The organism is Desulfovibrio intestinalis (genome assembly GCF_014202345.1).
GTDB classification, from domain to species: domain Bacteria; phylum Desulfobacterota; class Desulfovibrionia; order Desulfovibrionales; family Desulfovibrionaceae; genus Desulfovibrio; species Desulfovibrio intestinalis.
Map to the genome: position 1 here is coordinate 53,324 of NZ_JACHGO010000008.1, position 15,116 is coordinate 68,439.

13 protein-coding genes and 1 tRNA gene are annotated in these 15,116 nt (G+C 56.7%); 11 read left to right on the plus strand and 3 right to left on the minus strand.

Translation table 11 applies throughout. The annotated features are described in order from the left end of the window. Positions 1–36 precede the first annotated feature (36 nt). A complete protein-coding gene (locus HNQ38_RS12295; protein ID WP_183721454.1) occupies positions 37–1,299 on the plus strand; it encodes an MFS transporter in 1,263 nt (420 codons plus the stop codon). A gap of 361 nt (positions 1,300–1,660) precedes the next feature. Here HNQ38_RS12295 and HNQ38_RS12300 read toward each other — a convergent pair whose 3' ends face one another. After that, the gene (locus HNQ38_RS12300; protein ID WP_183721457.1) at positions 1,661–2,125 is read right to left on the minus strand and encodes a hypothetical protein; all 465 of its coding nucleotides are present in this window, start codon (positions 2,123–2,125) and stop codon (positions 1,661–1,663) included. Between the two features lie 324 nt (positions 2,126–2,449). Then, positions 2,450–3,649 carry a nickel pincer cofactor biosynthesis protein LarC gene (larC, locus tag HNQ38_RS12305; RefSeq protein WP_343060182.1) on the minus strand — a complete coding sequence of 400 codons (1,200 nt, stop codon included), beginning with the start codon at positions 3,647–3,649 and terminating at the stop codon, positions 2,450–2,452. 94 nt (positions 3,650–3,743) lie between these two features. Here larC and HNQ38_RS12310 point away from each other — a divergent pair, with 94 nt between their 5' ends. The 6 genes from HNQ38_RS12310 (at position 3,744) to HNQ38_RS12335 (ending at position 10,880) form a co-directional block, all read left to right on the plus strand. Beyond that, positions 3,744–4,403 (plus strand): CBS and ACT domain-containing protein, encoded by a 660-nt coding sequence (locus tag HNQ38_RS12310; RefSeq protein WP_183721460.1) that lies wholly within the window; start codon positions 3,744–3,746, stop codon positions 4,401–4,403. Between the two features lie 252 nt (positions 4,404–4,655). Next, positions 4,656–4,973 carry a TusE/DsrC/DsvC family sulfur relay protein gene (locus HNQ38_RS12315; protein WP_183721463.1) on the plus strand — a complete coding sequence of 106 codons (318 nt, stop codon included), beginning with the start codon at positions 4,656–4,658 and terminating at the stop codon, positions 4,971–4,973. Between the two features lie 218 nt (positions 4,974–5,191). Further along, positions 5,192–7,627 carry a penicillin-binding protein 1A gene (locus HNQ38_RS12320; RefSeq protein WP_183721466.1) on the plus strand — a complete coding sequence of 812 codons (2,436 nt, stop codon included), beginning with the start codon at positions 5,192–5,194 and terminating at the stop codon, positions 7,625–7,627. 88 nt (positions 7,628–7,715) lie between these two features. Further along, on the plus strand, positions 7,716–8,609 hold the full coding sequence (locus HNQ38_RS12325; RefSeq protein WP_183721469.1) for a tRNA (adenine-N1)-methyltransferase: 894 nt from the start codon (positions 7,716–7,718) through the stop codon (positions 8,607–8,609). 449 nt (positions 8,610–9,058) lie between these two features. Continuing rightward, the gene (locus HNQ38_RS12330; RefSeq protein ID WP_183721472.1) at positions 9,059–10,075 is read left to right on the plus strand and encodes a GlxA family transcriptional regulator; all 1,017 of its coding nucleotides are present in this window, start codon (positions 9,059–9,061) and stop codon (positions 10,073–10,075) included. Between the two features lie 121 nt (positions 10,076–10,196). Beyond that, positions 10,197–10,880: a DJ-1/PfpI family protein gene (locus tag HNQ38_RS12335; RefSeq protein ID WP_183721475.1), complete on the plus strand. Its 684-nt coding sequence runs from the start codon at positions 10,197–10,199 to the stop codon at positions 10,878–10,880. Positions 10,881–11,281: 401 nt separating this feature from the next. On the opposite strand, the gene rfaD is transcribed toward HNQ38_RS12335, so the two are convergent. Next, on the minus strand, positions 11,282–12,253 hold the full coding sequence (gene rfaD / locus HNQ38_RS12340; protein ID WP_183721478.1) for an ADP-glyceromanno-heptose 6-epimerase: 972 nt from the start codon (positions 12,251–12,253) through the stop codon (positions 11,282–11,284). Between the two features lie 152 nt (positions 12,254–12,405). On the opposite strand from rfaD, the gene HNQ38_RS12345 reads away from it, so the two are divergent. The 4 genes from HNQ38_RS12345 (at position 12,406) to HNQ38_RS12360 (ending at position 15,035) form a co-directional block, all read left to right on the plus strand. After that, on the plus strand, positions 12,406–12,732 hold the full coding sequence (locus HNQ38_RS12345; RefSeq protein WP_183721482.1) for a hypothetical protein: 327 nt from the start codon (positions 12,406–12,408) through the stop codon (positions 12,730–12,732). Next, positions 12,725–13,519: an ABC transporter ATP-binding protein gene (locus tag HNQ38_RS12350; RefSeq protein ID WP_183721485.1), complete on the plus strand. Its 795-nt coding sequence runs from the start codon at positions 12,725–12,727 to the stop codon at positions 13,517–13,519. The genes HNQ38_RS12345 and HNQ38_RS12350 overlap by 8 nt, the downstream gene beginning before the upstream one ends. Then, positions 13,516–14,679 carry a SufB/SufD family protein gene (locus HNQ38_RS12355; RefSeq protein ID WP_183721488.1) on the plus strand — a complete coding sequence of 388 codons (1,164 nt, stop codon included), beginning with the start codon at positions 13,516–13,518 and terminating at the stop codon, positions 14,677–14,679. The genes HNQ38_RS12350 and HNQ38_RS12355 overlap by 4 nt, the downstream gene beginning before the upstream one ends. Positions 14,680–14,959: 280 nt before the next feature. Then, positions 14,960–15,035: transfer RNA gene (locus tag HNQ38_RS12360), tRNA-Ile, on the plus strand. Positions 15,036–15,116: the final 81 nt, after the last annotated feature.

Sequence of the window (15,116 nt, forward strand, 5' to 3'; positions counted from 1 at the left end):
CCCGGCTGATGCATAACAAGTTGAAGGAGATGCCTTATGGGATTCACTTGGAAGCACAGGCACACGTCTCTGGCCGTGGTGTTTGTAGTCTGGCTGGTTTCCTACCTAGACCGCATGGTCATGTCCACCGCCATACCGTATATTGCGGATGACTTTAACCTTTCCGCCGGCGAAATGGGCGTGGTCATGAGCGCATTTTTTGCTGGCTACGCGCTCTTCCAGATTCCCGGCGGCATCCTGAGCGACCGCTTCGGCGCGCGCAAGGTTCTTGTATTCGCCATTGCCTGGTGGTCCATCTTTACCCTGTTCACCGGCTACGCCAGCAGCCTGATAGGCCTTGTGCTTATTCGCATCTGCTTCGGCATCGGCGAAGGCATTGGACCCGCCGCCACATGGAAATCCCTGGCCGTCTGGACGCCCGCCTCGGAGCGCGGACGCGCCAATTCCATCATGATGAGCACCAACTCGCTCGGACCCGCCCTTGCGCCGCTTTTTGTGGTGGCCATCATGTCCCTCTGGGGCTGGCGGGCGGTGTTCCACTATCTGAGCATACCGGGCTTCCTGCTTTGCATCTGGGTCTGGTTCACGCTTTATGACAACCCCAAGGAAAAAAAGGGCGTCAGCCCGGAAGAACTGAGAGAACTGGAAGAAGAACCTTCCGCATCCGGCGTGGAGCAGAAAAATCTGACCTTCATGCAGGTATTGTCCACACCTGTAGTCTGGAAATCGTTTCTTTTGCTTTTCTTCAGCAATACGGTGGCCTGGGGCTACATGTCCTGGCTGCCCACCTACCTTGTCAAAAGCCGCGGGCTGGCCATGGGGCAAATGGGCATAGCCGCATCCCTGCCATTTTTCGCAGGCTTTATCGGTGCTATTGTTTCCGGCTACCTTATGGACGGCGCCCTGAAAAAGCACCGCTTCCATTATGTTATCGTCACCCAGCTGTGTATGGCGCTTTTCCTCTACCTCATGTTCACGGCTGAAAGTGTGACCAACCTTATGATCTTCAACATCATTGCGGGCTATTTCTGCTTCTGCTGCGTAGCTTCGGTCTTCAGCCTGCCCATGATGGAAGTGCCCAAGGAAATCGCGGGCCGGGCCATGGGCATCGTTAACACAGCGGGACAGCTGGCAGGCTTTCTGGCTCCCATTATCGTGGGCGTGCTCATCACTACCGCTGCTGACGGCGTGCAGAACTACAACGTGGCCTTTGGCTTTTTGTGCTGCTCCAACATTATGGCAGCCATAATCGCCTTCTTCTTCCACAGGAGCAACGTCAAAAACGCTGCCGCCGCCTAGAGTATTTTTTTGAAATGCGCTGCGGAGAAGGGATCCTTTTGCAAAAGGGCCTTCTCCCCCACGCTGACGACCGCCGACTGACAGAATTCTTATGTATAAAAGCCCCGCAGGCTGCTGCCTGTGGGGCTTAATTTGATCATTTCAATATTGGCATCCTGCCGGAAACCGTATTTCTGGCAGAATCCATGCCGCTATGCGGCAGACGGCTCGGTCTACTGGCCGCCGTGCATTTTACCATTTTTATTAATAAAATGCCTTATTGCTGACAAACCATGCTTTTTTGTGGGGGGACACGTCAGGGATTGCAGCCGTGGAGTTCTGCCCTGCTGAACCATCGACCCGCCGGGCAGTTCACCGGACCTTAGTTGTTAACGTCACCTTCGACGTGCTGCGGGGCACGGCGCTGGGCCTCAGGGCGTTTGCCTGAGCGGTTGTCCTTGGGGTGAGCGGCTTTGTCGCCCTTGGCATTTTTGCCATTGGGACGGCTCATCTTGTCGCCGGGCTGGCCCTTGGCGCCAGGGTGAGCGGCCTTGGCACTCTTGCCGTTCTTTTTGACGTCATGTTTGCCGTTGGCATTGCCTTTGACGTCTTTTCTGGGAGCATTCTTGCCGTTGTTCTTGACCTTGGCGGCCTTGCCGTCACGGTGATACTGGGCGTCAGCACCCTGGCCCTTGTTGCCATACTGCTGCTGATCATTGCGGGCCACGAGCATCATGCCCTGTCCCATGTCCGAAGCGTCTGCATTGGCCTGGGTCGGAACGCCGATCCACAGGGCCGCGGCAAGGGTACACAGACCCAAAGGCCGCCAGAGATATTGCATGGTCATAATGGTATCCTCCTTAAAGGGCGCACAGCCCTGAGCTTCCATATGCCTATGCGTTCCCGGACGCAAGAGGTCTTTACAACTTACCCGGCTTCATATTGAAAATATTACTCTTTTTTTTAAAATTTCTTAAAAAAACCGCTGTCTGGCGAAGATTTTTATCCACCGTCCGATACCCCACCGTTCAGGCATACCACGACGATTTTGCGCCAAGAGCGCGCCAAAAGGCTTTTTCACGAAAGAAATACACCGTAAGTGTGCATTTTTTTCGAAAAAGAGCCTTTGGCCTTAACCAGTGGGACCAAAGAATTATTTAGAGGCTGCCCCCTAGTCTGGGATCAGACGCAACGCAGGCGCGCCCAGACCGTCTTCCTGCGCAGCCCGGCCCACAGCATCGGCTTCGGGGCGCACATAGCTGCGGCCTTCAATCTCATAACGTTTGGCAGGCATGTCACGTCCCGTAACGCGGGCGGTTACCGCACAGCGGGGCGACACAAGCCGCTCCAGCCTCTGAAGACGTATCCCCAGGGTATGCGTGTGGCGCAGTACCGCCTGTTCTGCCACGCCCTCATGATCCGTCAGGCACAGCACACGCAGCAATCCTGATGGACGGCTTTTCTTGCCAATGCCCGGCAGCCACAAGACGTCCAGCACTTCAGGTATGTCGGCCAGCGCAGTAAGCGCCTGCCCCAGCTCCTCTCCCGTGAGGTGATCGAGGTGGGTTTCAAGCTGGCTGACGAGCTCACGCCCGCCGAGTTGGTGGTCCACACGAGAGGACGCATCCAGCAGCCACATGCGCAGGCCGGATGCAGCAGGGCGCGAGCCATAGCCTGTTCCCATAGCAGCAAACGTACCGCAGGGAGCGCCAGTAAATTCGTCAACCAGGGCATGCAGCAGGGCCGCCCCGGTGGGGGTAATCAGCTCTTCACGCGCGTCTGTGGCGTACACGGGCTTGTTGCGCAAAAGCCACGCTGTAGCAGGCGCTGGCAGGGGAATACGGCCGTGCGCGCATTCTATGCTGCCCGAAAACCAGGGCAGAAACGACGAAGTAATGCGCTGCACACCCAGCTGTTCCAGGCCGTAGCACACGCCCAAAATGTCCACCAGGGTATCAACGGCCCCCACTTCGTGAAAATGCACCTCTTCCGGCTGTATCTGATGCGCATACGCCTCAGCCAGAGTCAAAGCCTCAAGAACGGACAAGGCACGGTCGCGCACAGTACCCGGCACATCCACAGCGTTAAAAATAGCTGCTATATCCGCAGGGTGGCGCAACGGCTGTTCATCCTGCCTCCAGCGGACATCAATGTGCCGCCCGGGGCCAGCCGCCCTGATCTCTTCACGTAGCTCAATTTCGCAGGCCACGCCCGCTTTTTCCAAGGCTGCCGTCAACGGAAAAAAATCCACACCCAAATGAGCCAAAGCCGCCAGCGTCATATCCCCGCTGATGCCGCCGCCGCAATCCAGATACACTTCCATACGCACCCGCAAATCGCTGCTCCGTATGCCGGGAATGCCCGGCCACACACTTGTGCAGCATCCGTTTGTTGTTGTATAAACAGAAAAAGGCCGTTCAATTATGCGGCCAAACACCAAACCGCATCGAAAGCCGGAGGGAAGCATGCCTGTTCAGAACTGGATGACCACCGATGTTGTAAGCGTCACCCCGGAGACGTCTCTGCTCAAGGTTGGCAAACTGATGAAGGACCATCATGTCCGCCGTTTGCCCGTTCTTGACGACAAGGGACGCGTCGTTGGCATTATTTCCGACCGTGACGTGCGTGACGCCTCTCCCTCCAAGGCTACCACGCTCGACATGTACGAAATGCATTACCTGCTGGCCGAATTAAAGGCCAAGAACATTATGACGGCTAACCCTTTGACCGTCAAACCGTCCGATACGGTTGAACAGGCTGCCCTGCTGATGCTCGACAACAAGGTTGGCGGCTTGCCCGTGGTTGAAGAAAACGGAAAGCTGGTTGGCATCATTTCTGACCACGACGTGTTCAAGGCGCTTGTAGACATTACCGGCGCACGCCTTGGCGGGCTGCAGTTCGCCATTGAACTGCCCGATCTGCCGGGCACTGCCCGCCCCCTCTTTGACCTGTTGCGCGCCCATAATGCACGCCTTTTGTCAGTACTGACCGTCAGTAACGATGATGGGAATCGCCACATCTTTATACGCGTGCGCGAACTTGAAAACAAAAGTGCCGAGAACCGCCTTATGGAAGAAGTTGCAAAGCTTGGCAGAGTGCTGTATTGCATCCATCAGAATGGTTGAGCAGACCAATCGGGATTACATCATCCCACTGAAATTGCTAATAAAAAATTTCGACTAGAATAGTGGGGCATGTCAAAAAAAGCCGTCAGGGCTTGCCATCAAATTTTTTTTATGGCATAAAGGCATTCGTTGTGATTGCATTACGCTTTCGCGCCCCATTGGAGGAATTCGGCCGGGTAACCCCGGTTGGCTGCGCCAGGAGCATGTTGTTCCGGCGAGGTTGAGTACTACCTGTCCAAGGAGGACACACGCATGGCTGAGATCACCTATAAAGGTAAAAGCTTTGAAGTTGACGAAGACGGCTTCCTTCTGCGTTTTGACGACTGGTGCCCCGAATGGATGGACTATGTGAAGGAATCCGAAGGCATCTCCGAAATCACTGGTGACCACCAGAAGATTCTCGACTTCCTGCAGGATTACTACAAGAAGAACGGCATCGCCCCCATGGTCCGCATTCTGTCCAAGAACACCGGATACAAGCTGAAGGAAGTGTACGAACTCTTCCCCTCCGGCCCCGGTAAAGGCGCCTGCAAAATGGCTGGCCTGCCCAAGCCCACCGGCTGCGTGTAGTCCGAGCCGCGAAATTCGGAAAAAAAGCGGAAGGGAAACCTTCCGCTTTTTATTTTTTTTGAAAAAACAACATTTTTTTATTTTACAGTTTTTTGTAATTTCACCCACACCCCTGCCTGTTTCAAATCCATACCCTGTCTGCGCGTTTCGCAGCCCGCTACACACGGGGCTTTAGGCGTGTACTTTACGCCGCAGCAAAAAAACGGTATCGCCCTGCCATGAAAATTCGTCTGTCATTGAAAAAAATCACTCTCTGGCTGATTGGTATTATAATAGTATGCGGCATCCTTGGCGGAAGCGCCGTGGCCATGCTGTTTTACTGGGCCTCACGCGACCTGCCTGACATTAACCGCATTGCCGAATACAAGCAGCCGCAAGCCACTGTCATTCTGGCGCGCGACGGCTCCACACTGGGCACCTTGTTTCACGAAAAGCGCTATGTCATCGGTCTCAAAGAGATGTCGCGCTTTCTGCCCATGGCCTTTCTGGCTGCGGAAGACGACGCATTTTACCGCCACATGGGCGTGGACCCCACGGCCATCCTGCGCGCGGCCATCAACAACTTTCGCAAGGGACGCCAGGGCGAAGGCGGCAGTACCATCACCCAACAGCTTATCAAGCAACTCTTGCTGACGTCCGAGCGCAGCTATACCCGCAAGATGAAAGAAGCCATTCTGGCTTACGATCTGGAGAAAACCTATAACAAGGACCAGATCCTCACCATCTATCTGAACCAGATATATCTTGGCGAACATGCCTATGGCGTGGAAGCCGCCGCGCGCACCTACTTTGGCAAGCACGCTTCGGATATTACCCTGGCTGAAAGCGCGGTTATCGCAGGCCTGCCCAAGGCCCCCAGCACATACAATCCCTTCCGCAGGCCGGAAGAGGCGAAAACCCGCCAGATGTATGTGCTTGGCCGTTTACGCGACCTCAAATGGATCACGGCAGAAGAATACGAAAAAGCCGCTGCCGAACCCCTCGTCTACTGGAGCATGCCCGACGGCATGGGCGGCGCGGCCTTATGGTACCTTGAAGAAACCCGCCGTTTGCTCATCGAATTTTTTACAGAGCAGAACCTCAAGGCGCTTGGCATAGAGACCGACAAGTCCGGCGTGGACTATGTATATGACGCGGGTCTTACCGTGCGCACGTCTATGGACCCGGCCCATCAGTACGCCGCCGGGGCTGCCTTGCGGCAGGGCCTGGAAGAACTGGACAAGCGCCAGGGCTGGCGTGGCCCGCTGGAAAAGCTGGATGCTGAAAAGCAGAAGGCTTTTAATCAAAAAACTTTCAGCCCGCTGGATCTTGCCGGAAACAACTGGGTCAAGGCTCTGGTCACGCAGGCAGACGCCAAGGAAGCCCGCGTAAGCCTGGGTCAGGGATACACGGGTATTGTTTCCGTGGCTGACATGTCCTGGGCGCGCAAGCCCAACCCCAAGGTGGCAGGCATTTATGCTCCTGCCGTTAAAGACGCCAAACTTGTGGTCAGCCCTGGCGACCTTATCTGGGTTTCCGCCGCTGAAGTCACCGTAACTGAAACAGGAGCCAAGGGCCGCAAGGAAAAGAAAACCCTGCCCTTTGACCCTGCCACGGTTAAAAAAGGCACGCCCATCTCATTGATTTTGCAGCAAGAGCCCGCAGTGCAGGGCGCGATCGCATCGGTGGAGGCTGAAAACGGCGACGTGGTGGCCCTTATCGGCGGCTACCAGTTTGGCGACAGCCACTTCAACCGCGCAACGCAGGCGCGCCGTCAGCCCGGCTCCAGCTTCAAGCCCGTGGTCTATTCCACAGCTCTGGATATGGGCTTTACCGCTCTTTCCACAGTGCTGGACGCGCCCTTTGTGTATGTGAACCCCTATACCAATGAAGTATGGCGGCCCTCCAACTACGAAAAGAACTACAAGGGCGAACTGCCGCTGCACACCGCACTGGCGCTTTCGCGCAATACATGTACGGTGCGCATCGCCCAGCAGGTGGGCATAGCCAACGTTATTCAGCGGGCCAAAGCTCTGGGGCTTGAACCCCACTTCCCGCAGGAACTTTCGGTCAGCCTTGGCGCTGTGGCGGTTTCTCCCCTCAATCTCACCCAGGCCTATGCAGCTTTTGCCAACAAGGGCCTTGGCGTGCGCCCGCGCATCATCACGTCCATTACCGACCCCAAGGGGCGCGTGCTCTATCGCCAGGACGTGGAACAATGGCAGGCGCTCAGCCCGCAAAATGCCTTCATTATGGCTACCCTGCTCAAACAGGTGGTCAACGCGGGCACGGGTGGCCGCGCCAAGGTTCCGGGCTACAACATCGCGGGCAAAACCGGTACAACCAACGAAGAGCACGATGCCTGGTTTGTGGGCTTTTCTCCCCATCTGGTCACGGGCATCTATGTGGGTTACGACCAGTTGCAGAGCCTTGGCCGTCTGGAACAGGGCGGACGCACGGCGGCTCCCATTTTCCGCGCCTATCGTGTGGAAGTGGAAGAACGCTACCCCGCAGACGATTTTGCGATGCCGGAAGGCATAGTCATGCGGGACGGCCTTGCCTTCCGCTCCGACATGCCCATTGAGGGCGCTTCGGCCACGTCTGCCACAACCGAGGACGACAGCATGGTCGACACCTCGCAGGGCGGCGAAGACCTCATGCGCCAGATGTTCTGATTTTTGGCCTGATCCTGACCACCAGGGGCCGGACAACCGGCCCCTTTTCACGCTACGGCGCGCCAGCGCCGCAACACAAAGGAAATACATGATTCCCTATGGTTCTCTTGTTGTTTATGTGACGCCCAAGGGTCGCCGCTATACCAAGCGCCTGATGGAGGAGCACAACTGGCACAGCAACGACGGCACCCTGCTGGCCTCTGATGTGACCTGCTGCGATTTCGGCAGCGTGGCCTACACCAATCAGCAGGTGCCCATTCAGATCATGGAAGCCACCCTGTACGACAGGCTCAAAACCCTCAAGCGCCAGACGCAGATTATCTACCCCAAGGATATTGCCTACATCTGTCTGCGCCTTGGCGCCGGACCGGGCCGTACCATCATTGAGGCTGGCTGTGGTTCTGGCGGCCTGACCACCGGGCTTTCCTGGTTCTGCGGCCCCACCGGGCGCGTTGTCAGCCACGAGGCCCGTGAAGAGTTCATGGCCCTGGCCCGCCGCAATCTCGAGTGGGCAGGCGTGGGCGAAAACGTGGAACTGCACAACCGCGACGTGGCCGAAGGCTTTGCCGTCACCGGCGCGGACGCCCTTTTTCTCGACGTGCGCACCCCCTGGGAATACCTGGACCACGCGGTTGCCGCCGTGCGCCCCGGCGCAAGCTTCGGCTTTCTGCTGCCCACAGTGGATCAGGTCAGCAAGCTTCTGCTCGGCCTTGAACGCGGCCCCTTCGCGGATGTGGAAGTGTGCGAAATTCTCATCCGCCGCTGGAAGCCCGTGGCTGACCGTCTGCGCCCCGAAGACCGCATGAACGCCCATACGGGCTTTCTGGTCTTTGCGCGCCAGCAGCAGCGCAGTGAGGACTTTGAATCGCGTAAACCTCTGGGTACGCGCGAACGCAAGCAGGAAGCCGCACGGCTGGCCCGCCTGGGCCTGGACGGCGAAGATTCGCAAGCCGCCGCTGCCGAAGAAGACGTGGCAGAATAACCTGTTCATAAAAGCATGCCAAAAGCCCGGCGCGTACACAACGCGCCGGGCTTTTTTGTTTGTCGTCGCCAACGGCGGCGGCAATGCAAGTACTGCTGAAAAGCACGGCCATACGCCTGTGGAGAGGAATCTGTTTTAAAGCTTTAGAGCCATTGCCCGGATGTAATATTTCATCAGTTTGTTCCCCCTCCCCCAGGTCGGCAAAGCTGGAGTTATCAGGCAGCAACAAACCGGGAGAGGGAGAACAACCGATTGAAATATTGCACCCGGCTCGCGGGGTGCAGGGGCGAACCTTCTCGTGACGAGAGGGCGACGAGATTCCAGGCATTGCCTCGCCCCTGCCAAAGACTGGCTCCACTTGGACCCTACAAGCAGACAGGGGGCATATTGGCAGGAATATCACTATTTATGTCATTGTGCCATATCGTGCTCTAGCCTAGGGTACGACCATGAAATGCGAGCAATGCCCCACCGAAGGTTGTTCAACTGCCCCACGCCTCGTCGTCATGGCTGTCCATGACGGTGCGGAAATCCTCGATATCACGGGCCCCTTGAGCGTGTTTTCCGCAGCCAACGATCTGCATGCTCAGTCCGGCGGCGCGGAACCGCTTTACCGCATCCAGGTCGCGGGCGAGAGCAGTGACGCGGTGGTGCGGACCGCCTCCGGCATCCGTCTGCTGACTGATACCGCATTGGGACAGCACAGCGGCATTGATACCTTGCTGGTGGCTGGCGGCCCCGTGGCGAAGCAGGCTCCGCAGGCGCTGGTGGACTGGCTGCGCGAAGCTGCGCCCCTTGTGCGGCGCGTTTGCTCCATCTGCTCCGGAGCCTTCATCCTGGCGCGCGCAGGGCTGCTGGAAGGCCGCCAGGCCACCACCCACTGGCTCATGCTTGAGGAATTACGCACCTTTTCTCCAAATATTGATGTCCAGGCTGACGCCCTGCATGTGAAGGACGGCTCCGTCTATACCTCGGCCGGGGTGACGGCGGGCATTGATTTGGCATTAGCCCTGCTGGAGGAGGACTTTGGCCGCGATCTGGCGCTGAACGTGGCGAGAGTGCTGGTGCTCTATCTCAAGCGTCCGGGTGGACAATCGCAGTTCAGCACAACCCTTCTGGCGCAGATTCACGAGGGCGGCACACTGGCCTCGACGATCCAATGGCTGCGCGACAACCATCAGCGCCCGCTGTGCAACGAGGACATCGCCAGACACGCGGCTATGAGCCCGCGCAACTTCGCCAGGGTCTTCAAACGCGAAACAGGCGTAACTCCGGCCCATTTCATTGAAAATATCCGCCTTGAAGCAGCTGTGAAACGCCTGGAGGAAACAACGCAGGCACTGGAAACCATCGCCCGGGAGTGTGGTTTCCAGTCCGGTGAGCACTTCCGCCTGACATTTTCGCGCCGCTTCGGCATCACCCCCGGCCAGTACCGGAACAGATTCCGTTCCGGTGCATGGCGTTAACACTTAGGAGAAACATATGAAATATATCTCTTTGCAATGTCTTGCTCTCGCGTTCATGCTGCTCGCATCCGCCCTCTCCGTTCCGGCGCAAGTGCAATCACCCCAATCAGAGGAGCAGGTCATGTATGAGGTCCACCCAGCCCAGGTTTCCAGGCAGATAACCGTTGGGGTTCTCATCTTCCCCGGCTTCGAGATGCTGGACGCCTACGGCCCGATGGAAATGTGGGGCAGCCTCAAGCACGCCCCGGCCCGTTTCTGGGGTGGCGAAGAAAAACGCGCAGGCGTACGGCTGGTGACCATCGCGGCCACACGGGGAGAAATTCCCTCAAATCAGGGACCGAAGACCGTAGCCGACTACAGCTATGCCGACTCGCCCAAGCTGGATTATCTGCTGGTGCCAGGCGGCAGCGGGGCAGTGCCTCTGGTTGGCGACACTGCGACTCTGGACTGGCTACGCGACCAGGCAACCAAGACGAAGGTGGTCATGTCCGTGTGTAACGGCGCGTCGCTTTTGGCCGCAGCGGGCATTCTGGACGGCAGACCTGCCACAACAAACAAAATGGCCTTCAAGGCTTCTACGGAGCCTGGCCCCAAGGTGAACTGGATCAAACAGGCGCGCTGGGTAGATGACGGCGCCGTGGTCAGCTCTTCCGGTGTTTCTGCCGGGATGGATATGACCCTGGCGGTCATATCCCGTCTGTATGGCCAGCCTTTGAGCGATTGGCTGGAACAGATCACAGAGTACGACGCGCACCGTGACCCGTCCTGGGATCCCTTCGCGGTCAAGGCCGGGCTGGTGCGTTAATCCTGTCCACAGGACATTCCAGAACAAGCGGCGGGGTTCGAGGCAATGCCCTGAATCTCGCCGCTCTCTCTTCGCAAGAAGGCCGCCCCTGTACCCCGTGAACTGATGTTCTCAGTTTTTATAAATGGCCTTTGCCCAGCCAGGAATAGTGTCGTTAAACTTTTATGTTGAACTGCTTTGTGGGGGAAGGACCCTTTTGCAAAAAGGTCCTTCCCCCACACACCCTCCCCCTAAAACCTTTATTATTGCAGCAAGGTTGCAGGAGTATCCCTATTGGAAACGAGGGGAGCAAACAGTGTCTTTCGAGTATCACACTGTCTCAAATAACTATACGATAGGCTTTTCCGCTGGCGCTTGGTCTGATTCTGCTCAGAACACGCAGCAAACAATTAACGCCCGCCCTACAAATACGCATCGTCCATTTCAAGATAGCCGCGCACATAGTCGGCAATGCCTTCCTCAAGCGAAGCAAAGGCAAGGGGGCAGTCCGCGCGCTCAAGCCAGCCCATATCCGCTTGCGTAAAGTGCTGGTAGCGGCCTTGAAGCGATGCAGGCATGTCCACGTAATTTATGCGGCAGGGCAGCTCAAGGGCTGCGAACACGGACTGGGCAAGCGCATTGAAACTGCGGGCCGTGCCTGTACCCACATTGTGTATGCCGCAAACGTCATGCCGTTCCAGCAGCCAGGCCATCAGGGCCGTGCAGTCTTTAACATAGACAAAGTCGCGGCTCTGTTCGCCGTCCGCCATGTCGGGCCTGTCGGATTTGAACAGATTTATGCTGCCTTCAGCGCGGATCTGCTTGTGGGCCTTGGCAGCCACACTTTGCATGTCGCCCTTGTGATATTCATTGGGGCCGTAAACATTGAAAAACTTCAAGCTGGCCACCTCGGTTTGCAGACCCTCGCGCAAAAGCCAAAGGTCGAAAAGCTGTTTGGAATAGCCATACATGTTCAAAGGCCGCAGCTGCGGCACAAGCGCTTCTGCATCGCTGAAACCAAGGGAACCGTCGCCATAGGTGGCGGCAGAGCTGGCATTGATGACGCGCGCGCCCTTGTCCAGCGCGTAACGGCACAGATCGCGGCTGTAGTGGAAATTGTTTTCCATCAAAAAGTCCGCATTCTTTTCCGTGGTGGCGGAACAGGCGCCAAGGTGCACAACACCGCTGATCTTCCAGGGCAGGGCGTCGCGCTGCATGAGATCATAAAACCGATCTCTGTGCAGGTAGTCCACATAGCGCCGCTTGACGAGATTACGCCATTTGTCGCTGTGGGCCAGATTGTCCACAACCACAATATCTTCAATATTCATGCAGTTGAGTTGCCACAAAAGTGCGCTGCCCAAAAAACCAGCGCCGCCGGTAATCACATACATGGATACCTCCATACGGTCTTTTTTTATGGTAGCCAGTACGCCGCCGCACCGCAAGGGCTGGCGTTCCCCTACCCTGTATCGCGGCCGTACCCTCTGGACACAGGCTAACAAGTTTGCCACTATGCGGCATCTGTAAAACCAAGGGGAATACCATGAAAGTGTGCATTGCCTATATGCATGGCAAGCCGGTCATGCTGGAACTGCGGGATGACATCGCCCATATTGATGACGAACCCCAGCCCATCAAAAACCTCAGCAATGAAACGCTGCAAGCTTTCAGCGACAGCATAAGCGCCATACCTTACAGCGCTGACCCGGGCTATGACGCTTTGGTCAATGCCAAAAGGGCTGCCTTCATCGTTGACCTGCTGGCAAAGGCCGTGGGGGACGACTGCGTCTCCAAGCTGACCCACATTCTGGATCATGTGCATTACGATGTGATGGAATATCTTGGTGAAACCGGAGACAACGATGCTTGAAATTCACGACCTGCATGTGGAGGTCAAGGGCACGCCAGTGCTCAAGGGCATAGATCTGCACATCAAATCCGGTGAAACGTTCATACTTTTCGGGCCCAACGGTTCGGGCAAAACCACCCTGCTTATGACCCTTATGGGTTTTTCTGGCTATGCCGTCACTCAGGGGCAAATCATTTTCAAGGGTACGGATATTACCAATGCGCCCATGTATGAACGGGCGCGCCTGGGGCTTGGCATGTCTTTTCAGCGTCCCCCCACCATCCACGGCCTGCCCACAGGCAAGCTTGTGGAACTGTGCGGGCGCGGGCGTAAAATGGATGTGGAAGGCATGGCCCGCAAGGTGCACTTTGACAGTTTTCTGAACCGGGACGTCAACGCTGGTTTCTCCGGCGGCGAAATCAAACGCTCCGAACTTTTGCAGCTCATGGCCCAACAGCCCGACCTGCTGCTTTTCGACGAACCGGAATCAGGCGTTGACCTTGAAAATATGGCCCTTGTGGGCCAGACCGTGCGCGGCCTGCTGGATGGCATGCCTGAACGATGTTGCGCCACGCTGCGGCAGCGTGAAAAAGCACGCGGCACCAGCGGCCTCATCATTACCCACACCGGGCATATTCTGGAATACGTCAACGCCCACAGGGGGCAGGTCATGTACAACGGCAAACTCTGCTGTGAAGCCGGACCGCGTGAAATTCTGGAACACATAGCCAGCCACGGCTACCAGGAATGCCTGCGCTGCCTGGCTGGCGACATGTTCGGTCAAATTGCGGAGGCTCCTCTTAAATGAGCACTGTAAATCTTTCCCGCTACAGTTTCAGTGGCAACGAAGGGGCCGCGCCCATCGAAGACCTTGCCAACCTGCCAGCGCAAGACAGAGAACGCCTTGTGCTGGCTGGCATCGACGTGAACGACCGCTCGGTCAGCGGCGCGTTCATGCAGCTCAATCATGCGGGTGTGCATTGCGAGACCAAGCATGAAGGTCTTGACCTTATGGACATTCGCACCGCGCTCAAAAAGTTTGACGGGCTGCCCCAGTATTTCTGGAAACTGATTGATCCTGACAAGGACGAGTTCACCCAACTCACGCGCGAGCACTGCAATGGCGGGTACTTTGTGCGCGCCCGCAAGGGGGCCAAGATCACCCAGCCCGTGCAGTCCTGCATGTTCATCAAGGGACACGGCGCAGGCCAGAGCATCCACAATATCGTCATCGTTGAAGAAGGCGCGGAGATGCATATTCTGGGCGGCTGCGCCACGGCCCACGACGCCAACGACACCGCCCACCTCGGCATTACCGAATACTATGTGGAAAAAGGCGGCAAGCTCACCTTCACGATGATCCACAACTGGGGCACAAGCACAACGGTGCGACCCCGCTCTGCGGGCATTGTTGAAGCCGGGGGCGAGTTTCAGAACAACTATATTCTGCTCAAGCCCGTAGCCGACCTGCAGATGTACCCCACTATGAAGTTGCAGGGGCAAGGCGCGGTGGCCCGCTTCAATTCCGTTATCGTTGCGCCCACAGGCTCATATGTGGACTGCGGCAACCGCATTGAACTCAACGCTCCTGACACGCGCGGCGAGGTCATTTCACGCACGCTCACCACGGGCGGCACCATCATCAACCGGGGATTCATCGGCGCTTCCGCCGCTCCTGCCAGGGGCCACCTTGAATGCAAGGGCCTTATACTGGGCGGCGGGCGCATACATGCCATTCCTGAGCTGGACAGCAATCAGGACGGCGTGGAACTGTCACACGAAGCAGCCGTGGGCAAGATCGCCCAAGAAGAAATTGAATACCTCATGGCACGCGGTCTGGATGAAGATGAAGCCGCCTCCACCATTGTGCGGGGCTTCCTTAACGTGGATATTATGGGCCTGCCCCTGCCTTTGAAGAAGGCTATGGACGAGCAGATCGGCCTGCTGGAAACCGGCAACGCCATGTAATGATAATTTTGAAGTGCGAAGCATTTCAAAGTTGGTCTGCTCCAGGGGCTGATGCTAAATAAACGATTTTGCGCAAGGGCAAGAAAAAAGGGGTTTTTACGAAAGGAGTGTACTTTTGCGGTACATGCCGGGAGTAAAAAATAGCCTTTTGACGCAGCCAATTGGACAAAAGAATTGTTTGAAAACAGCCCCTAGCTCGGCGGCAATGTTATGAAAATCTGCCAGCACTGCCCTGTTGACTTGACCGCCAAAGAACTTGCGTCTATAGTTCCTCTCCTTGGGGCCTATAGCTCAGTTGGTAGAGCTTCCGGCTCATAACCGGCCTGTCCCAGGTTCAAATCCTGGTGGGCCCACCAAGACAATCAGTAGAGTCCGTCAAAGCAGAAATGCCTTGGCGGACTTTGCAATTTCAAAATCTTTCCATTCTCAAATATTTT